At 59.2% G+C, this 20177-nt stretch carries 20 protein-coding genes; 12 read left to right on the top strand and 8 right to left on the bottom strand.

The features are described 5' to 3' along the window. Position 1: 1 nt before the first annotated feature. Entirely contained in the window at positions 2-1621 is a 1620-nt protein-coding gene (locus tag K9B32_RS18430; RefSeq protein ID WP_224564775.1) for an FGGY-family carbohydrate kinase, read from the top strand. Positions 1622-1838: 217 nt separating this feature from the next. Continuing rightward, positions 1839-2327 (top strand): RrF2 family transcriptional regulator, encoded by a 489-nt coding sequence (locus K9B32_RS18425; RefSeq protein WP_224564773.1) that lies wholly within the window; start codon positions 1839-1841, stop codon positions 2325-2327. Here the strand turns inward: K9B32_RS18425 and K9B32_RS18420 are convergent. The 4 genes from K9B32_RS18420 to K9B32_RS18405 form a co-directional block, all read right to left on the bottom strand. Continuing rightward, entirely contained in the window at positions 2310-3320 is a 1011-nt protein-coding gene (locus K9B32_RS18420; protein WP_224564771.1) for a mechanosensitive ion channel family protein, read from the bottom strand. The two genes, K9B32_RS18425 and K9B32_RS18420, sit on opposite strands and share 18 nt — an antisense overlap. Before the next feature lie 77 nt (positions 3321-3397). Then, a complete protein-coding gene (locus K9B32_RS18415; RefSeq protein ID WP_224564769.1) occupies positions 3398-3817 on the bottom strand; it encodes a cupin domain-containing protein in 420 nt (139 codons plus the stop codon). Between the two features lie 61 nt (positions 3818-3878). Next, entirely contained in the window at positions 3879-4631 is a 753-nt protein-coding gene (locus K9B32_RS18410) for an SDR family oxidoreductase (protein WP_224564767.1), read from the bottom strand. 60 nt (positions 4632-4691) lie between these two features. Beyond that, complete coding sequence (locus tag K9B32_RS18405) at positions 4692-5171, bottom strand: carboxymuconolactone decarboxylase family protein (protein ID WP_224564765.1); 480 nt, start codon at positions 5169-5171, stop codon at positions 4692-4694. Between the two features lie 126 nt (positions 5172-5297). Here K9B32_RS18405 and K9B32_RS18400 point away from each other — a divergent pair, with 126 nt between their 5' ends. From K9B32_RS18400 to K9B32_RS18365, 8 genes are all read left to right on the top strand, one after another. Beyond that, positions 5298-6197 carry a LysR family transcriptional regulator gene (locus tag K9B32_RS18400; RefSeq protein ID WP_224564763.1) on the top strand — a complete coding sequence of 300 codons (900 nt, stop codon included), beginning with the start codon at positions 5298-5300 and terminating at the stop codon, positions 6195-6197. Between the two features lie 62 nt (positions 6198-6259). Next, complete coding sequence (locus K9B32_RS18395) at positions 6260-7285, top strand: hydroxyacid dehydrogenase (protein ID WP_224564761.1); 1026 nt, start codon at positions 6260-6262, stop codon at positions 7283-7285. Positions 7286-7479: 194 nt separating this feature from the next. Further along, positions 7480-9618, top strand: a complete 2139-nt coding sequence (gene scpA / locus K9B32_RS18390) for a methylmalonyl-CoA mutase (protein ID WP_224564759.1) — start codon at positions 7480-7482, stop codon at positions 9616-9618. Positions 9619-9878: 260 nt separating this feature from the next. Next, a complete protein-coding gene (locus tag K9B32_RS18385) occupies positions 9879-11036 on the top strand; it encodes a Gfo/Idh/MocA family protein (RefSeq protein ID WP_224564757.1) in 1158 nt (385 codons plus the stop codon). A gap of 13 nt (positions 11037-11049) precedes the next feature. Then, on the top strand, positions 11050-11934 hold the full coding sequence (locus K9B32_RS18380) for a carbohydrate ABC transporter permease (protein ID WP_007798769.1): 885 nt from the start codon (positions 11050-11052) through the stop codon (positions 11932-11934). Then, positions 11931-12791, top strand: coding sequence for a carbohydrate ABC transporter permease (locus K9B32_RS18375; RefSeq protein ID WP_224564755.1), 861 nt, complete (start codon positions 11931-11933; stop codon positions 12789-12791). The genes K9B32_RS18380 and K9B32_RS18375 overlap by 4 nt, the downstream gene beginning before the upstream one ends. A gap of 60 nt (positions 12792-12851) precedes the next feature. Further along, on the top strand, positions 12852-14054 hold the full coding sequence (locus K9B32_RS18370; RefSeq protein WP_263491000.1) for an extracellular solute-binding protein: 1203 nt from the start codon (positions 12852-12854) through the stop codon (positions 14052-14054). A gap of 92 nt (positions 14055-14146) precedes the next feature. Next, positions 14147-15280, top strand: coding sequence for an ABC transporter ATP-binding protein (locus K9B32_RS18365; protein ID WP_224564751.1), 1134 nt, complete (start codon positions 14147-14149; stop codon positions 15278-15280). Between the two features lie 27 nt (positions 15281-15307). Here the strand turns inward: K9B32_RS18365 and K9B32_RS18360 are convergent, their stop codons facing one another. From K9B32_RS18360 to K9B32_RS18345, 4 genes are all read right to left on the bottom strand, one after another. Next, positions 15308-15604 (bottom strand): hypothetical protein, encoded by a 297-nt coding sequence (locus tag K9B32_RS18360; protein WP_007798758.1) that lies wholly within the window; start codon positions 15602-15604, stop codon positions 15308-15310. Between the two features lie 105 nt (positions 15605-15709). After that, positions 15710-16810 (bottom strand): D-TA family PLP-dependent enzyme, encoded by a 1101-nt coding sequence (locus tag K9B32_RS18355; RefSeq protein WP_224564749.1) that lies wholly within the window; start codon positions 16808-16810, stop codon positions 15710-15712. Between the two features lie 15 nt (positions 16811-16825). Further along, positions 16826-18286, bottom strand: coding sequence for a M81 family metallopeptidase (locus K9B32_RS18350; RefSeq protein ID WP_224564953.1), 1461 nt, complete (start codon positions 18284-18286; stop codon positions 16826-16828). A gap of 20 nt (positions 18287-18306) precedes the next feature. Next, entirely contained in the window at positions 18307-18792 is a 486-nt protein-coding gene (locus K9B32_RS18345; protein WP_224564747.1) for a hypothetical protein, read from the bottom strand. A 111-nt stretch (positions 18793-18903) separates the two neighbouring features. Between K9B32_RS18345 and K9B32_RS18340 the strand changes: the two genes are divergently transcribed. Continuing rightward, positions 18904-19293 carry a RidA family protein gene (locus K9B32_RS18340; RefSeq protein WP_132589590.1) on the top strand — a complete coding sequence of 130 codons (390 nt, stop codon included), beginning with the start codon at positions 18904-18906 and terminating at the stop codon, positions 19291-19293. A gap of 20 nt (positions 19294-19313) precedes the next feature. Beyond that, a complete protein-coding gene (locus tag K9B32_RS18335) occupies positions 19314-20177 on the top strand; it encodes a MurR/RpiR family transcriptional regulator (RefSeq protein ID WP_224564745.1) in 864 nt (287 codons plus the stop codon).

Genomic DNA, 20177 nt, shown 5'->3' with positions numbered 1-20177 from the left:
TATGAGACGTCACTTTCTCGGAATCGATGTCGGTACTGGCAGCGCGCGGACCGGAGTGTTCAACGAGAGCGGTGATTTGCTATCATCGGCGAAGCACCCGATTGCCATCTGGCATGAAGCTAACGGCGTCGTAGAGCAGTCCAGTGAGGACATCTGGCGGGCAGTGTCGCGCACCGTCCGCCAGGCCGTCAAAGAGGCGGGCATCGATCCGGCCTCCATCGCCGGCATCGGCTTTGACGCCACCTGCTCACTCGTCGCAGTCTCCGAGGACGGACGCCCGATCAGTATAAACAGGTCCGGCGATCCCGATAGGAACATCATCGTCTGGATGGATCACCGGGCCGTTGCGGAAGCCGACGAGATCAACGGTGGCGAGCACGCCGTTCTGCGCTATGTCGGCAGCCGTATCTCGCCGGAAATGGAAACTCCGAAGCTCCTGTGGCTGAAGCGGCATCTACCCGAGCAATATCACGCCGCAACCCACTTCTTCGACCTTTCCGACTATCTGACCTGGCGCGCGACCGGCAGTCTGTCGCGATCGGTCTGCACGGTGACATGCAAATGGACCTATCTCGCCCATGAAGGGCGCTGGGATGCTGACTATTTTCGCGCCATTGGCCTTGAGGATCTGGCAGCCGACGGTTTCAAGCGGATTGGGACGGATATTGTCGCGCCGGGGGCCGCGCTTGGCACGGGACTTGGCACTCAGGCGGCCGCCGACCTCGGTCTGTTGGTTGGGACACCGGTTGGCGCAGCCCTCATCGATGCGCATGCCGGCGGCATCGGGACACTTGGGGCGGTCGAAAACAGAGCGTTGGGCAGCGCCGACATCGGCCGTCGCTTGGCCTACATCTTCGGTACTTCGGCATGCTCGATGGCGACCACAGAGCAGCCGACCTTTGTTGACGGCGTCTGGGGTCCGTATTTTTCAGCGATGGTCCCGGGCCTGTGGCTGAACGAGGGTGGACAGTCGGCGGCAGGAGCCGCAATCGACCATCTGGTGACCATGCACCCGGCAGCTGCCGAAATCGCGGCACGCGCCAAGGTCGAGGGTCTGTCGCTCGTCGGCTATCTGGAGCGGGCAGCCGCTCGCGCCGGCGACAGCGCCGCTGATCTCGCCGGTGGCATCATTGTCGTGCCGGAGTTCCTCGGCAACCGCGCGCCTTTTGCCGACCCCGATGCGCGTGCGTTGATCGCCGGGCTGACGCTTGACGAGGATGAAGCATCGCTTGTCGCGCTTTATGTCGCCGGCCTTGCCGGGCTCGGCTACGGGCTGCGGCAGCTGCTTGACGCATTGGCGGGCAAGGCGATCGATATCGACCTGATCATGGCGAGTGGCGGGGCGGCAAACAGCCCCCTCGTCCTGCAGATGATCGCCGATGCCACGAGGACCAAGGTTGCCAGCGTGACGAGCCCCGAGCCGGTGTTGCTTGGCGCTGCGATGCTCGGGGCCGTTGCCGGTGGCTGCTACTCCAACATATCAAGCGCGATGGGTGTCATGTCGCGCATTGCAAAGGTCTACCGGCCTGCCTCGGGTGCCATGAGAGACGGACACGATCGGCGATATCAGGCCTTCAAGCTGCTGCAGGAAACCGGCCGAAAGCTGCGTGACATGAACTAGCGAGGCTTTGTGCCCCTGCCCTGCGACAGCGCCGCGTCGAGCGTATTGGCAACCGTAAGTCGCTTGACTGGTCCTGGTGGTACCGAGAACCGCTGGATCGCTGCAAGCAGACGGGCAAGTTTTATTGCGGCACAGGTCAGTCTGTTTACTTCACCGTGAAATAGGGATATTTTGTATCCTTAATAGATGCGGTTCAGCATCGATCCGGACTGAATTGATGATCCTGAAAAGCCAAGTCGAATGGGCGCTACATTGTTGCGCCATACTCGCCGGTCTGCCTGCAGGCCGCTATCTGTCCACCAAGGCGCTGGCCGAGTTCCACGGACTTCCCAAGGAATATCTTTCAAAGGCGTTGCAGAGCCTTTCGCAAGCCGGTCTCGTCGATACGACCCTTGGTCCGTCGGGTGGCTATCGATTGGCAAGGGCACCCGCCGAGCTGACCTTTCTTGAGATCGTCGAGGCGGTCGAAGGCAACGCTCGAACCTTTGTCTGCAACAATATCAGAGCCAACAACCCCTGCCGGCCGCTCGGCTACTGCGAAAGCGGCCCATGCGCCGTGGCGCGCATCATGTGGGAAGCCGACGAAGCGTGGCGCCAGAAACTGCGCAGCGTCAGGCTGTCCGATCTGATAGAGACGCTGTCCAAGGATATCCCCGCGGAGCTTTGGAAGAGCAGCTTTGAATGGGTCCTAGAGCGGGCCGGATGAGCGCAGTTTGACGTCGCTTGCGTCTGGCAGTGCGTAGAGATAGCTCTCAGGCGGCATCGCAAGGGAGAGGCCGCGTTCCCGGCAGTGGTTGTGGACAAGATCGATCACTTCATTCCTCGCCGGCGTCCTGTTTGCCGGGCTGGTCACGCGAAACTGCAGTTCGGTCTCGATTGCCACAGCATCGATCCCTTTTAGAGCGACGATCGGCGGCGGGTCTTGGACGATGCATGTGCAGCGTTGCAGGGCGGTTCGCATCGCCTCCTCGACGAGCTGCGGACTGTGGCTTGCCGCGAGACGGATAAGCAGAGTGATCTGATGCGTCTCGTCAGGACGACTTAGATTGGTAACGCCCACTTTCGCCAGGGCGCTATTCGGCAGAACGACCACGTTGTGAGCGCCAGTGAGCAAAAATGTGGAGCGCCAGTTGTTTTCGATGACACGCCCCTCCGTGCCGTCACCGAGCACGATCCAGTCGCCAATGACAAAGGGGCGCCCCAATGTCAGCGCGATGCCGGAGAACACGTCGCCGAGCGTATTTTGCAGCGCGAGGCCGAAGATGATGGCGACGACGCCGGACGTTGCCACCAGGGTGCCGATGGGCGCTTTGAAGACGAAGCCCAGGATGGACAGGGCCACGCCGAGATAGACAACGGCAACGATCAGATCCTGCAGCAGTCGCGCCTCCCGCGGCCTTCGCTCCAGAACGATATAGATGCGCACGAAGCCAATCAGGGTCCACGCCAGATGTGTCCACCAAAGTACCCTGGCTGAGATGGACAAAAATGCGATGAGGCCGGTTAAATGCGTCTCATCGACGCGATGCGGGAGGATACCTGCAAAGACGAGGACGGCGGTCATGCTTGCGAAAAACAGGATCTGAACGACCAGCCGAGCAGTTGGACGGTCACGACCCTGGAGGTGCCATACGACAATGCCGGCAACTCCGAGAAGATTGATCAGAACAAGCGGCAACGAGAGTTGTTCGTTGAACATGGCAGGCTCCGATCGCGATAGGTTGCGGCCTGGTGCGGAAGGGCCGTGTGTGCGATCAACACACGGCCCGCACTGACTTACTTCTTCAAGGGATAAGTCAGTTCCTTCTGGTTGGTGTCAACCACGAAGACCGCAAGCAGCTTTGCAGGCTTTGTCTTGCTGCCGTTTGCGCTGACGCCATGACGATCGCCGGGCATCTCCGAAAAGCTCTCTCCGGCTTTGTAGGTCTTTACCGGCCCATCATTGACCTGGCTGCGGATGGAGCCTTCCAGAACCGTTGCATAGATGAAAGCGGAGTTCGGGTGGGTGTGGCCCTCAGAAAACCCACCTGGACCATATTCGACCAGGACACCCTTAATGCTCTTGCCCGGAACGTTCGGCAGTTCATGCTCATAGACGAGCGTGACCTTGGAAGCCTTGCCGCCGGCGTCATCGGCGAGGCCTACGTTGAAAGATACCGCTACAAGGGCGGCTGCGACAAAAATCGACTTCATCATATCGAGATTCCTTTCAAGGGTTGGTCGCTGCTCCTAAGAATTGCGGCGCAGCGCTGCTCTGTCATTTCCGTGCGGAGGTTGCGAACCATTGCTCGAAGGTGATACGCCCCAGACGTGGGTTGTTGTCGGAGACCAGCGAACCATCCTCCAGCCGGGCGCCGAAATAACGCGCCTCGGGATCCGGTTCGACCTTGCGGGCATCGCCCATCGCCTTGAGGTAGCGAGCAACGAGTTCATTGAGCCGGAAGCGCTCCGGGCCGGCAATTTCGATCGTTCCGTTGACGGGGGCAGCAAGGGTCACATCCGCCATCGCGTCGGCTACATCATCGGAGGCGATCGGCTGCACATAGGCTGGTGATAGGTGAACCGTGTCGCCGACCGTGCCGGATTGTGCGATCCCGCTCAAAAACTCCATGAACTGCGTCGAATGAACAATCGTGTACGGAACGCCGGAAGCCTTGATCAGCTTCTCCTGGGCGAGCTTTCCGCGAAAGTAGCCACTTTCCTGCAGTCGCTCGGTTCCGACGACCGAAAGCGCTATATGGTGTTTGACGCCAGCAGCCTTTTCAGCCGCAAACAGATTGCGGCCCGAGGTCTCGAAGAATTCCAGCACCGCCTTGTCTTCGAAAGATGGCGAGTTGGCGAGATCGACAACGACCTCGGCGCCAGCAAGTGCCGCGGCCAGCCCTTCCCCGGTGATCGTGTTGACGCCGGTGTTTGGAGAGGCGGCAATCACCTCATGGTCCTGCTTGCGCAGGCGGTCGACTGTCTTGGTGCCGATAAGGCCGGTCCCGCCGATGATGACGATCTTCATAGGACTTCTCCCTTTAGGGCGGCGGTCGGCCGCGGTGTTGATGGCTTTGAGGTCGTAAGCTTAGTTGAGACCGGCCTTGTCGAGGCCGTAGGTCTTGTCTGCGGAACCGGGGACTGCCTTGAAGGCGATGCTGGCGCGGTTCCAGGCATTGATCACCATGATCGAGAATGTCAGGTCGGACACTTCCTTCTCCGAGAGTTGGCCGCGGACCCGCTCGTAGAGCTCGTCCGGGATTCCGCCTTCGGGAAGGTTCGTGACTGCTTCGGTCCACGCAAGGGCCGCCCGCTCGCGCGGAACAAAGAGGTTCGATTCACGCCAGATCGCGACATGATACAGGCGCAGTTCGCTTTCGCCGTGGATCTTGGCCTCTTTGACATGCATGTCGAGGCAGAAGCCGCAGCCATTGATCTGTGAGGCGCGGATGTTCACGAGGTCACGGATCTTCTGTTCGATGACGCTGTCCTTCAGCCCCATGCTCAGGTCTGAAAGCTTCTTGAAGAATTCGGGTGATTGCTGTGCGTAGTTGAGGCGCTGTGTCATATGTCTCTCCTTATTAAGGACATCGCGTATCCTTATGGACACAAGATATCCTTAATGGCTGGACAGTAAAGCGCTTCCGACCTAAACTGCGACATAAGCCTTATGTCGAAACGTATGGGGGGGCAGATGGACATCGTATCTTCGTTGAGAGCCTTTCTGCGCGTGGCAGAGACAGGCTCGTTTTCTGCAGCGGCAATCGACCTTGATCTCACACAGCCGGCAGTCTCTCGGCAGGTTTCCGCACTCGAAGGACACCTCAACACACGCCTGCTGCATCGTACCACAAATGCGCTTGCCCTGACCGTCGAAGGCGAACAAATGATCGCGATGGCGCTGCGGGTGGTTGAGGCGGTGGATGCCCTCAACGAAGCCTCCTGCGTCGAGACAGCCATGGCGTCCGGCCGCGTGCGGCTTACCCTGCCCGCACCTCTTGGTCTTTATATCAGCGAGCGTCTCTCGCCACTGCTAGAAAGCCATCCCGGACTGTCGGTAGAACTGATATTCCGCGAGGAGCCGTCTGATCTGATCGGTGACGGCATCGATCTCGAAGTGCGGCTCGGCGCAGTATCAGACAGTAGCTTGATGTGCCGGCGGATCGGTTGGACGACGGCCTTCCTCGTCGCCGCGCCCTGCTACCTGGAACAACATGGTAAGCCCAACACGCCGGATGAGATCACTGGTCATGAATGCATCTGCTATAGCCGCGCCGGAGATGGACGATCGTGGTCGTTCTCCGATGGGTCGGATGAGATTTCCGTGCGCATCGCGCCGCGCCTGATCGCCAACAATGCTGTGGCGGTACATCGCGCGGTGTTGGCCGGAGGCGGTCTTGCGGTGCTTTCGCATCTCCTTGCCTGCGCCGACATAGAGGCTGGCAGGCTGGTGAAGCTGATGCCTGAATTTCCTCCCGCGCGCCTGCCAATCCATGTCGTCTACCCGTCGCGCAAAAACCTGCCATTGCGGGTCCGTACGGTCCTCGATTTCCTGGCACAAGCGGTCAGGGAGGACCCATTGATGGCATCCTAGAGCACAAAGCGCTTGCTTAAATCTGCGCGCATTTTCATTCTGCTGGCGAATTGGGAGGAACCATGAGCCGCAATATCATCCTTGTCGATCCGCTGCCACGAACGCTCGACCTCATCATGACGCCGGATGTTCGCCGCCGTTTGGAACAGCTGGGAGACGTCGTCGTCTGCGAAGATCGCCAGATGCCAGTAGAGCAGGTAGAGGCCCTGTTGCCGGACACAGTGCTGATTTTCGGCCAGACCGATATGCCGAAGGAGCGGCTGGATCGCGCACCAAAGCTAAGGGCCATTATCAATGTCGAGTCGAACTTCCTGCCGAATATCGACTACCAGGCCTGTGTTGAGCGCGGCATCTGGGTTATCACGCCGGCATCCGCCTTCGCGTCGCCCGTGGCCGAAGCCGCGCTTGGCATGGCGATCGATCTTGCCCGCGGCATCACCAGGGCGGATCGGCAGTTTCGAGCAGGCGCCGAAGAATATGGCCTTGCAGGAAACGACGAGACGTTTCGCTTCGCCGGCGCCCCTGTCGGTCTGATCGGATTTGGTGATCTGGGACGGCAGTTGCGGGATCTTATCCGGCCGTTTCGTAATCCCGTGCGCGTCTTTGATCCGTGGCTGCCCACCGAGATCATCGAGCGGCTCGACTGTATGCCGGCATCGCTGGATGAAGCGCTAATGGAGAGCCGCGTCGTCTTCGTCTTCGCCAGCGTGACGAGTGAGAACGAAGGCTTCATCGGCCGACGCGAATTCGCAATGATGCAGCCGGGCTCGGCCTTTCTGCTGATGAGCCGCGCTGCCGTCGTCGATTTTCCCGCCATGCTCGAGGCGGTGAGATCTGGCCACATCCGCGCCGCGACCGATGTCTTTCCCGACGAGCCGGTCGCTTCCGACGACCCGGTCCGCAAGGTGGAGGGGTTGTTGCTATCTGCACATCGCACCGGCGGTACGCGAGATGCCTTCTACGCGCTTGGCTCGATGGCTGTCGCTGATGCGGAGTTGATAATGAAAGGCTTGCCGCCGCAGCTTTGCCGGAGGGCGGATCCGGCAACCGCCAGCCGGTTGCGTTCCAAGCCGGTCAGCGTTTCCTGAGCCGCCTGGCGTTCGCCTCTGCGCCAGCGTAGACCCTATATCGGTCTGTTGATCGATCGACTGGCCGCCTCTTGCGTTGGTCCATCGATGCACGGGAAGCGAAGAGATTCCCGAGTAAATTATCCTGCGGCTCTATCGCGCCACAGCCGGTTAAAGTGCTAGCCTGCGGCAAAAGAAGAATGCCGGAGGATAAGATGACGAAGAAAACGCCTGGTGATTGGCAGGCTCTTGCCGAGAAAGAGCTGAAGGCCTCGCCCGAGACGCTCGTCTGGAACACGCCCGAAGGGATCGACGTCAAGCCGCTTTATACCGAGGCCGACGTCGAGGGCGCCGAGCACCTGGGATCGCTTCCGGGCTTTGCGCCCTTCACGCGCGGGCCGCGTGCCACGATGTATGCCGGCCGCCCCTGGACAATACGGCAGTATGCCGGTTTCTCCACTGCGGAGGCCTCCAACGCCTTCTACCGCAAGGCGCTCGGCGCCGGGCAGCAGGGCGTTTCCGTTGCCTTCGACCTTGCAACCCACCGCGGCTATGACAGCGATCATCCGCGCGTCGTCGGCGACGTCGGCAAGGCCGGAGTTGCGATCGACAGTGTCGAAGACATGAAGATCCTGTTCGATGGCATCCCGCTGGAGAAAGTCTCGGTGTCGATGACGATGAACGGCGCGGTAATCCCGATACTGGCGAGTTTCATCGTTGCCGGGGAGGAACAGGGCGTGTCCCGCGCCGAGCTTTCCGGGACCATCCAGAATGACATTCTCAAGGAGTTCATGGTCCGCAACACATATATCTATCCGCCGGAACCCTCGATGCGGATCGTTGCCGATATCATCGAGTACACCGCCAAAGAGATGCCAAAGTTCAACTCGATCTCGATCTCCGGCTATCACATGCAAGAGGCGGGTGCGACGCTCGTTCAGGAGCTTGCCTTCACCCTTGCCGACGGGCGCGAATATGTTCGCGCGGCCCTTGCCAAGGGGTTGAACGTCGACGATTTCGCCGGTCGCCTTTCCTTCTTCTTCGCCATCGGCATGAACTTTTTCATGGAGGCGGCAAAGCTGCGGGCCGCGCGTCTCTTGTGGACGCGCATCATGGAGGAGTTCGAGCCGAAGAAGGCTTCGTCGCTGATGCTGCGCACGCACTGTCAGACGTCGGGCGTGTCGCTGCAGGAGCAGGATCCCTACAACAATATTATCCGCACCGCCTTTGAGGCGATGTCGGCGGTGCTGGGCGGCACGCAATCACTTCACACCAATTCTTTCGATGAGGCGATCGCCCTGCCAACAGAATTTTCGGCACGCATCGCCCGCAATACGCAGCTCATTCTTCAGCACGAAACGGGCGTGACGAAGGTCGTCGATCCGCTTGCCGGCTCTTACTACGTCGAGACCCTGACGAAGGAGCTTGCCGACAAGGCGTGGGATCTGATTAAGGAGGTCGAGGCGCTCGGCGGCATGACGAAGGCAGTCAACGATGGCTTGCCCAAGCGGTTGATCGAGGAAGCGGCGACGCGACGCCAGGCGGCCGTCGACAGGGGTGATGAGGTCATTGTCGGCGTCAACAAATACCGCCTTGAGACAGAGCAGGAGATCGAGATCCTGGCGATCGACAATGCTGCAGTGCGCACCGCCCAGATCAAGCGGATCGAAGAGACGAAACGCCGCCGCGATGGAGCCGCCGTGCAAGCAGCACTCGATGCGCTTGCGCAAGTGGCAAGTAGCGGCAACGGCAACCTGCTTGCGGCAGCGGTTGAAGCGGCGCGCGCGCGGGCGACGGTTGGCGAGATCTCGGATGCCATGCGTGGTGCCTTCGGGGATCATGTGGCTGAGCCTGAAGTCATCAAGGACGTCTATGGTCAAGCCTATCGCGACGAGCCCGAGCTGGCGGTGCTGAAGGACCGCATGAGCGAAATCGGCAGTATCCTTGGACACAGGCCGAAGATCATGGTTGCGAAACTTGGTCAGGATGGCCACGACCGGGGCGCGAAAGTGATCGCTTCGGCGTTTGGCGACATCGGTTTTGACGTACTGGCTGGACCTCTCTTTCAGACGCCGAAGGAAGCGGCCGACCTCGCCGTCGCCAGCAAGGTGCACGTGGTTGGCATTTCGTCGCTTGCCGCCGGCCACAAAACTTTGGCACCGCAACTTATTGACGAACTGAAGGCGCGCGGCGCTGACGACGTCATTGTCGTCGTCGGAGGTGTCATTCCACGGCAGGACTACGAGTACCTGATGAACCATGGCGTGGCAGCCGTCTTTGGCCCCGGGACGAATGTGCTGGATGCGGCAAATTCGGTTCTCGATCTGCTCGAAGGCAAGCGGCGAAATCGCTAGATTTTCGTGCTGCGGCAGCTTTCCGCAGCATCGCCCTCACCTTTGCAACCCTGGTCCGCGGGAACGGAGCCTCATTGTTCGCTGCGCGTGGACGGCGAAATCGATTCCATATTTTCAGCGGAAAGTTGATAAGCCTAGGAAACGGGTCCAGATGAAAATGAATTTCATAGCTTCAACTTTTCGCGGGATTCGTGTTGACGCGTTCGAATTTTTGCCCCAACTTGACGAAAATAAATTACGTAAGTGGGAACAAGAGCAGCATGAACGTGGGAATTATCGGGCTAGGTTTCCGGCTCGGCTACCTTGGCTACGTCTTCAAGTCTGTCGATGAAAGTTTCGAGATCGTCGGTTATGTTGATCCCGATCCGGCGGGTCTTCCAGGCCTCGTCGAAAAAGGCATTCCCACCGGTACGGCCTATGCGTCCCCTGAAGAGCTGATCGCCAGCCAAAAGCTCGATCTGCTGATGATCGGTTCCCCGAACCACATGCATCTCGACCACATCAGGCTGGGTCTCGAAAGCGGCCTGAAGGTCTTCTGTGAAAAGCCGATCGTCACGACGATCGCCGAGAGCATCGAGCTCGCGCGTCTGATGGCAAAGTTCGGCCATGAGCGCCTGATGGTCGGTCTCGTTCTGCGCTATTCACCGCTCTACAAGGACCTGCGCGCTATCCAGGCTGCTGGCAAGCTCGGCCAGATCGTTTCGATCGAGGCCGCGGAGCATATCGAGCCTTACCACGGCGCATTCTTCATGCGCGACTGGCGCCGTTACGAACGCTATTCCGGCAGCTTCATGCTGGAGAAGTGCTGCCACGACCTCGATCTCTATAATGGCGTCGTCGGTGCTCGACCGGAGCGCGTTGCAAGCTTCGGCGGCCGCAAGAGCTTCACGCCCGTCAACGATCCCGCCCGAGAAGGCATCAATGATCTGGAGCTTTTCCACCGCAAGCCGAGCGGCTGGATGGGGTCCGACAAGGTGTTCGACAGCGATGCCGACATCATCGATTATCAGGTGGCGATCGTCGAATATGCCAACGGCGTCGGTATGAACTTCCATACCAACCTCAACGTTCCCGATCAGTTTCGCCGCTTTGCCATCATGGGCTCACGGGGTATGGCCGAGGGCGATTTCGTCCGCGGCTATCTCGACGTTCATGAGCAGTTGACCGGCAAGAAGGTGGTCGAGAACAAGTACGTGGCGACCGAGCTGTCGCAGCATTACGGTGCCGATGAACAGATGGCCGCCGACCTCCTCGACAGTGTGCGCACAGGCACGCAACTTCCCGTCTCCACGCTTAACGCCCTCGAAGCCGGCATTCTCGCCTTATCCATGGACGAGGCGCGCATGAAGAAGGCGGTCATCGATCTGCGTCCCGTGTGGGACAGGTTCGACGAAGCCCTGCACGCAAGAGCGGCTTGAGGAGGGCGGCAAGATGAGCGTCCAGCGTAACGCAGTCATCTTCGCCTGGATCCTTCTCCTTCCGGCGGTGCTTTACGTCGCGGTGATCGTCGCCTATCCCCTCGTCGACACGTTCATCCTCTCCTTCACCGATGCGTCACTGAAGAAGGTGACCAATTGGGTCGGCTGGGTCAACTATCAGAAGATCTTCAACGAGACCTTCGCCGAAGTCATCATTCGCACCTTCATCTGGACGTTCTTTTCCGTCTCCATCAAGATGATCATCGGTGTCTTCGGGGCGACGATGCTGAACTCTGCGGTACCTGGCAGGGCGCTCTTCCGTGTACTGACCATGCCACCGTGGATTGTCCCGATGGCGATCGGCATCTTCATGTGGGGCTGGATGTACAATGGGCAGTTCGGAATGATTTCCGGCATGCTGCAACGCTTTGGCTTGGTGGATGCTCCCGTCGCGTTTCTCGCACAGGGTTCCACGGCGTTCTGGGCGACGATCATCACCGACGTCTGGATCGGCGTTCCCCTGGTGACGCTCTACATGCTGGCGGCCATGCAGGCGATTCCGCAGGATCTCTATGAAGCCGCCTGGACTGACGGGGCCGGCCGCTTCTATCGCTTCCGGCGCATTACCCTGCCACTGATCGTCCCTTCGATGATCACCATGTCGATGCTGTCACTCATCGCCACGTTCAACTCCTTCGACATCATCTGGATCCTGACGCGTGGTGGTCCAAGCGGGGAAACGACGACGATGATCATCGACACCTACCGCACGGCGATCGGTTCGAACAAATACGGGGAAGGTGCTGCGCGCGCCGTGCTGATCTGCATCTTCCTGTCGATCTTCTGCGTCTGTTACTTCCGACTGACCAGCCGCCTTGCATCCGGAGACAAGCGATGAAACAACCCCATCTGCTGATCAATCGGTACAAATGGTACGAGATCATCGGCATCTATGCCGGCATTTTCGTGTTTCTTACCTTCGTGCTTGCCCCGTTCGTCGAGGGCTTCCTTGTATCGCTGAAGCCGCTCAGCCAGCTCTTTTCCTCACCTTATCGTTTCATCCCCGAGAATGGCTCCTTCGAGGCATACCGGACCATGTGGATCAGCGTGCCAGGCTTTGCGCGCTACATTTTCAATTCCTTCTTCATTTCGACAGTCGTGACCGCTGTCGTTCTGGTGCTCGTCATCCCTGCCTCCTACGCGTTTGCCCGCTTTGATTTCAAGGGCGCCGGGCTGTTGCTCGGCGCGTTTTTGGCGGTCAACATGTTCTCGGGCGCGGTGCTGCTTATTCCGCTCTTCCGGTTGATGCGCTCACTCGGCCTGCTCAATACCTATTTTGCAATCATGGTTCCTGGCGTTGCCTTCCTGATACCGTCGGCGATCTGGCTGCTTAGAACCTACATGATGCGCATTCCGAGGGAGTTGGATGAAGCCGCCTTCGTCGATGGTGCCAGCCACTTCTATACGCTGCGCCGCGTCATTTTGCCGATCGCCATGCCCGGCATTATGGTGGTCGCGATCACCACCTTCATCGGTTCCTATGCCCAGCAGTTCATCTTTGCGCTGACCTTCAACTCGAAAACCGAGTATGCGCCGTTGCCAGTCGGACTCTTCGCCTACTTCGGCCGTCAGGAAGTGGTCTGGAACGAACTGATGGCTGCAAGTTTCGTCGGCATCGCGCCGGCCATGATCGTGATTTTCTTCCTTCAACGGTATCTCGTCAGCGGGCTGACCGCGGGCGCGGTGAAACAGTAAGTCAACCACCAGAGAAAAAAGGGAGCTAACAAAGTGACAATTCAATTCAAGACCGGGCTGATGGCCCTTGCCCTGCTCGGGTCCACCGCGCTCAGCGCCGTGACCGCTCAGGCCGCCGACAAGGAGATCAGCTGGATCTATTGTGGCGACAAGATCGATCCGATCCATGAGAAGTATATCAAGGAATGGGAGGGCAAGAATCCTGGCTGGTCGGTCAAGCCGGAGGTGGTCGGCTGGGAACAGTGCCAGGACAAAGCAACCACGTTGGCAGCCGCAGGCACGCCGGTCGCGATGGCTTATGTTGGCTCGCGCACGCTCAAGGAATTTGCCGAGAATGACCTCATCGTTCCTGTTCCAATGACCGACGAGGAGAAGAAGAGCTATTATCCGAACATTGTCGATACAGTGACCTCGGATGGCACGCAGTGGGGCGTTCCGATCGCTTTCTCGACCAAGGCACTTTACTGGAACAAGGATCTTTTTAAGCAGGCCGGTCTTGATCCCGAAAAGCCGCCGACCACCTGGGCCGAAGAAATCGCCGATGCAAAGGCGATCAAGGAGAAAACCGGAATTGCTGGTTACGGCCTGCCTGCAAAAACCTTCGACAACACCATGCATCAGTTCATGCATTGGGTTTACAGCAACAACGGCAAGATCATCGATGGTGACAAGATCGTGGCCGATAGCCCGGAAGTGCTTGCAGCCCTGCAGGCCTACAAGGATATCACGCCTTATTCCGTCGAGGGCGCAACGGCTTACGAACAGAACGAAATCCGCGCCATTTTCCTCGACGGCAAGGTCGGGATGATCCAGGCCGGTTCTGGTGCTGCCGCCCGTCTGAAGGACACTAAGGTCAACTGGGGTATCGCGCCGTTGCCGCTCGGTCCATCGGCCAAGGGGGAAGGTACGCTGCTGATCACCGACAGCCTGGCGATCTTCAAGGGATCGGGTGTTGAAGACAAGGCGATCGAATTTGCCAAATACATCACCGCTCCCGGCCCACAGGGTGAGTACGAGCTCCAGGGTGGTGCAGGCCTGACGCCGCTGCGTCCGTCCGCAAAGGTTGATGAATTCGTGAAGGCGGATCCATCCTGGAAGCCGCTGATCGACGGCATCTCCTATGGCGGGCCGGAGCCGCTCTTCAAGGATTACAAGGGCTTCCAGAATGTCATGATTGAAATGGTTCAGTCGGTCGTGACCGGAAAGGCTGAGCCGGCGGACGCGTTGAAGAAGGCCGCCGCCGATCTTGAGCAGTACAAATAGACCACTGCTTTAGCGAGGGGCCGCGCTTTTCGCGGCCCCTTTCTTACCGCATCAAACAGCAAGCCGCCTTGCCGGCGGCCGGGGAAAGTACTGTGGGACAGCTCCATCTCAACAAGGTCCAGAAGTTCTTTGGCGATTTCAAAGTCATCAAGGGCGTCCAGCTCGAGGTGAAGAATGGCGAGTTCGTGGTCTTCGTTGGCCCGTCTGGCTGCGGTAAGTCGACGCTTCTTCGCATGATCGCCGGCCTTGATGCCACGACGGCGGGCGACATTGTCATCGACGGGCTCAGAGTGAACGACCTGCCGCCGGTCAAGCGCGGGATCGCCATGGTGTTCCAGTCCTACGCGCTTTACCCGCACATGTCCGTTTTCGAGAACATCGCCTTCCCGCTGCGTGTGGAAAAGATGGAAGAGGAGAAGCTGAAGGCCAAGGTCGAGCATGCCGCACGCATCCTTCACCTCGACCAGCGCCTGCAGCAGAAGCCCGGGATGCTTTCAGGCGGTCAGCGCCAGCGCGTGGCGATCGGTCGCGCGATCGTGCGCGAGCCGAAGATCTTCCTGTTCGACGAGCCGCTCTCCAACCTCGATGCTGCCTTGCGCGCCGACATGCGCATTGAGCTCGCCAAGCTGCATCGTCAGCTAAAGGCGACGATGATCTACGTCACCCACGACCAGATCGAGGCGATGACGATGGCAGACCGGATCGTGGTGCTGAATGCGGGCGAGATCGCACAGACCGGTGCGCCACTGGAACTCTACCACAAGCCTGCGAATATCTTCGTCGCGAGCTTCATCGGCAATCCCAAGATGAACTTCCTCAATGTTACCTGCACCGGCGTCGGCGATGCCGGCGTCGAAATTGACTACAAGGGGCAAAAGGCGGTGATCCCGGTCGCGCAGCGTCAGGGCGTCGTTGGAAAATCCCTCACGCTCGGCGTGCGGCCCGAGCACATCTTGATTGGCACAGGCGACATCACACTCACTGTTACGCCGACAGTCATCGAGCGGCTTGGCGCCCAGACGGTCGCCTATGCATCGCTTGACGGCGAAGGCGAGAATTTCTGTGCAATGTTACCAGGGAGCGCGGCAGTTCGCCCGGATCAGCCGCTGGGGGCCGGGATCAATGTTGCAGACTGCCATCTGTTCGATGAGGCGGGCATATCGTTCGAGCGTCATGTGGAACTGACGGACATCGACATGAACCTGCTCAATCCGACGGCGGCATGATCATTCCAGACTGTGTGGCGCGCCTCTTCAATACAGAGGATAAAACAGCCTATTGGCGGGGTAGGAATAGGCGCCCCGGTCGACGATCCCCAATCGGTACATGCAGCTTCTGAGTGCGGTCACGTGCCAAGGATTTGCCGGATAGGGCGAGCCGCGATAGACGGCTTCGGGCTCGCAATAGCGATACGCCCTGTCGAACCTGGCCAACAGCACCGGATCGGAATCCATCCGTACGCCATGATAGGTTTGCCATTGGCCCGGCGGTTCAGCCGCCGAGATCGCCAACAGACTTGCTGCTACTCCCAATGCAACCGAGATTCTCATCGATTTGACCTCCCGCGCGCCTGATGCCCGCGCGAAAGAAGATGTTTTTCAATTGCGTAAGGTCAAGGGTTCTACATCAAAGGAAGGCGCTTGGAGCGATTGTACCTACCAGACGAGGCCGCGGGCGGCCACATCCTCGACGCGCGTTACCACGCCGTCACGATGAAAGACCATCGTGTCGAACAGATTGGAGACGACGCAGGTGTGGTTGGGGATGATGCGGATCTTCTCGCCGATCTCAGGACGATGGTCGCCGCACTTCGACAGGTCGATGACGCCATGTTCCTCGGACAGTCCTGTAATCACCGCCTCAGGATAGCCGACAACTGTCCCGAAATCCGGGAAGCCAAGCAGATCGGAGGTCAGAGCCTTTGATCCGGCGTCAATGACGGCGCGATCAGCCGTTGGACGGGACACCACCGTTGCCAGCACATGCATGGCACAGTCGGCCTCGTTGCAGTGGCCGGCGCGGACCATGGAGCGGTCGTTATAGATATAGGTACCTGCGCGATGCTCGGTGGCAGCGCTGACGAGATGCGCCTCAAAAAGGCTGGGTGTGCCGCCATTGCTAACGATTGGACACGCGATCCCATCGGTCTCTAGGAGCGAGAGTGCTTTGCTGAGGAAGGCTTGCACCGCCTCAGCGGAGGCGGGCTTTGGGTAGTTAAGGAGGCCACCGAACGCAAGACCCGGGGCGTCGTTGATCCGCTTTGCCAGGCTTCGTGCTTCTTCCGGCGTCTGGACACCGCAGCGCCCGCCGCCGGTGTCGCATTCCACGAGAACAGTCAATGGCTTAGAGGATGCGAAATAGGAGGACAGACCATCGACCGTCACCGCGCTATCGGCAACCACCTTGAGACCGGAGATCTGCTCGTTGAGCGCGCCAAGGCGCTCGAGCTTTTGCGGGCCGAGAATGTTGAAGGTGATCAGGATGTCTTCAAAGCCGGCCGCAGCGAAGACTTCCGCTTCGCTGATCTTCTGGCAGTTGATGCCCTTGGCACCCGCCGCGATCTGCTCGGCGGCGAGCGCTGGGATCTTGTGCGTCTTGATATGCGGCCGGAAGTTCAGGCCGTGCTTATCCATGTAGGCCTGCGTGCGGGCGATGTTTGCCGCCAGCCGATCCTCGTCGATGATTGGCCGCGGCGTCGAGAGATCGGCGACCCTGTCGCCCGGCTTGGCGACAACGGCGAACGGATTTTCCTGCATATGACGCTCTCCGCGTTAACGGCCGTGAGGGTCGGCGACCATCGGCCAGATATTCTTCGGCGCCCGGCGATAGGGCGTCTTGGCTGGAGTGTTGGGATAAGGCGTTCCGGCCGAGCAGTAAATGATTTCCGCGGCGATTTTCGAGAAGGAGGCGTAGAAATGATTGGTCGATTTGATGACCAGGATCTTCTTGGACGTCGGATCGATCCCCATGACGGAGAAAAGGCTTGGATCGAAACTCTGGGCGCGCGTCGAATTCAGGATGATATCGATGCCGTCGAGCGTGATGTGCACGGCATCCCCGAACGGCGCATAGCTTTCACCGAACCGCATCTCTGCGTTCTCGACGAGCTTCACCACCTTGACGACGCCGTCCACCGGGTTTCCGGTGCCGGGTGCAGACTTTGCGCCGAAACGCAATGGAATCTCGGCACCCTCCCCCGCCGCCATGCAGATCTGCACAGCCATCGGATCCCAGATCGTGCCGATCGCGGCGCCCCTTACCTTCCGATTTAAGAGCTCCTGCAGAAGCACGGTGGCGTCGCCGGCGGTGCCGCCGCCGGGATTGTCCCAAACGTCGGCGATGACCACAGGCCAGGAGGTTGCGGCGACGGCCTGCGTCACAGCCTCAATTTCGTCGATCTGCGGCATGATGAAAGTGCCGCGTTTGGAAAACAGCTCGAGGCCGAGTTCACGCGCTAAGGCCTCGCCCTTCTTTTGCTTGTTGTTGCTGACAACAAGCATCTTGGTCCCCATCTCCGGTACGTCACCCGCCATGAAACCATGGATGACCGAGATTGACACGATGTCTGCGTCTTCCTTCTCGAGGCGCATGACTTTGTCGACAAAGGATCGCATCGGCTCGCGCGAGGTCGGATAGACGTCGATCATCCGGCAGTCGAATACGGACATGACAGGGGCCAGTCGGCCTTCCAGGGTCTCGACGGCAATCCGCCAGAGGTCCTCGGCCCGATCGACGAAGTCGGTGTGTGGGAACTCCTTGAAGTAGACGAAGAAATCTGCGGCCGCGAGTCGTTTGGCCGTGAGATGGCTGTGCGGATCAAGCTCAGCGCAGACGAGGATGTCGGGCCCGACGATCTCGCGCACGCGCGCCAATATGTCACCTTCGGTATCCTCGTAGCCGGCCGCAACCATGGCGCCGTGCAGACCGAGAACAACGGCATCGACCGGCATGGCAGCCCTGAGCTGGTTCAGCACCTCGTCGCGTAGACCCTCATAGGTCGATCGGTTCACCAGTCCGGCCGGATCAGCCCAGGCGGCCGTACCCTCGATCAGCTCCCATCCCTTCTCTGCGCAGACCCGGCGCCCAACCGTGATGGGCGCCGAGCACAGGGTTGGGGTTTCCGGATGCTGGCCGGGAGGCGCATAAAGAGACGCCTCGAACGCGCGCCGATCGATGCAGATAGGAGAAAAGGTATTGGTCTCGGTTGCGAGCGCCGCCGTGAATATGCGCAAGGGTTCGGCCTTTGTGTTGATCAGCCCATCGGGTTCGGCAGGTAGCCGGTAAAGCCGCATATCTTCCAGCGGCCTTCATGCTGGCGGCAATAATAAAGCGTCTGCCATTGCATCACATCACGCGTACCGTCGGCCTTGGTGAGCCCACCGTCGAACTTCTTGCGCACCAGCGCCATATCACCCTCAACCTCGATGTCTTCAAGCGTGGTGGTCGTGAAGATTGCGGTGCGGGCATCTTCAGCGAAAGATTGCGTTGCAAAGTCCTTTGCCTGGCGCAGCCACTCGTCGCGATAGGCCGATAGTGCGGGAAATGCCAGACGCCAGTTGTCGGGGCTTACCTGCTTGCGCCCATCGATCCCGATAAAGCCTTCCTCGACGAAATCATGCTCCACCATCGACCAGTCAGCGGCGAGGAATGCATCGATGTCACGGGAAACCAGCATCTCCCAGATCGAGTGCCGCGCAACGTCGGACGCAGGAAAGGGGTTTTTGAAAGGATCGCGCATATCTCCCCCGTATTGAAATTCTTTTCATTAATGGCAGTTTTCACTGGTCAAATTCTGCTTTCTATGGTCATTTGTCAACTTATTACGAAAATAATTTGCAAGGATCAATCGATGTCCATCAAGCGTTATGGCACGGTTCAAAAAGGTGCCGGCGGTAAGCCCCTGCCCTTTGCGCGTGCCGTCGAAGCCGACGGTTGGCTCTATGTCTCGGGGCAGGTTGCCATGGAAAATGGCGAAGTCATCGATGGAAATATCGTCGCGCAGACGCACAAGACGATCGAGAATATGCTGGCGATTCTTAAAGAAGCCGGATACGGCGTTGAGCACGTGGTGCGCTGCGGCGTGTGGCTCGATGATCCGCGCGACTTCTGGACTTTCAATGCGATCTATCAGCAGTATTTCGGCGAACACCCACCGGCAAGGGCCTGTGTTCAGTCGTCGATGATGGTCGATTGCAAGGTCGAAATCGACTGCGTAGCGTATAGGCCGAAGGACCAGTAGCGCAAACGACGGAGGGCGGGATGGACATTTTCTCGACATTGCAGGAAGAGAAGGCCAAGCTTTCGCCCTCGGAAAACCGCATCGCGGATATCCTTCTCAATGACTTCGAGTTTGCCGTCAACGCCTCGATCATCGAGCTTGCTGAAAAGGCCGACGTGTCGCCGCCGACGGTCACGCGCTTCTGCCGGCGATTAGGCTGCGAGAGCTTTTCCGATTTTAAGGTCCAGCTCGCAAGGACAGCCTATGTCGGTATGCGTTACCTGAAGCCGGAGCCCAAAAGCACCAACCCGGGTGATGTCGCGCAGGACATCATCACCAAGGCACAGAACGCACTTTTCCTGCTTCATCGTTCGCTGGACATTGCTGCAATCGAACTGGCTGCTGAACGGCTTTCGCGCGCCGACATGATTTATGCCTTCGGCTCCGGCGGCAACTCGTCAATGATTGCCAGCGAATTGCAAAACCGCCTGTTTCGCTTCGGCTTGCATGTGACGGCCAGCTCCGACCATGGCATGCAATTGATGATGGCGGCCGCCGCCAAGTCGACCGACGTGTTGATCGGGTCGTCCTTCACCGGGCGAAACACCGAGCTCGTACGCGCTTTCGCGCTTGCGCGCGAGTCCAAGGTGACGACGATCGCGCTCACCCAGAGTAATAGCCCGGTCGCGCAAGTAGCTGAAATTGTTGTTCCTATCGACCTGCAGGAAGGGAGCAATATATTCCGGCCCACCTCGACGCGGATCGCCTATCTGGCTGTCGTCGATATTCTCGCCAGCCTCGTTGCTTACGCGATCCAACCAAAGGCCGCGGTGGCCCTGCGTCGCATCAAGCAACAGCTCGTTGCCCACCGCGATGGCGACGACCGGCAACTGCTCGGGGACTAA

Origin of the sequence: Rhizobium sp. 3T7 (assembly GCF_020166565.1) — a bacterium.
Classification (GTDB): Bacteria; Pseudomonadota; Alphaproteobacteria; order Rhizobiales; family Rhizobiaceae; genus Rhizobium.
The sequence above is the reverse complement of the archived record's forward strand: the minus strand, read 5'-3'. Positions and strand labels throughout refer to the sequence as shown.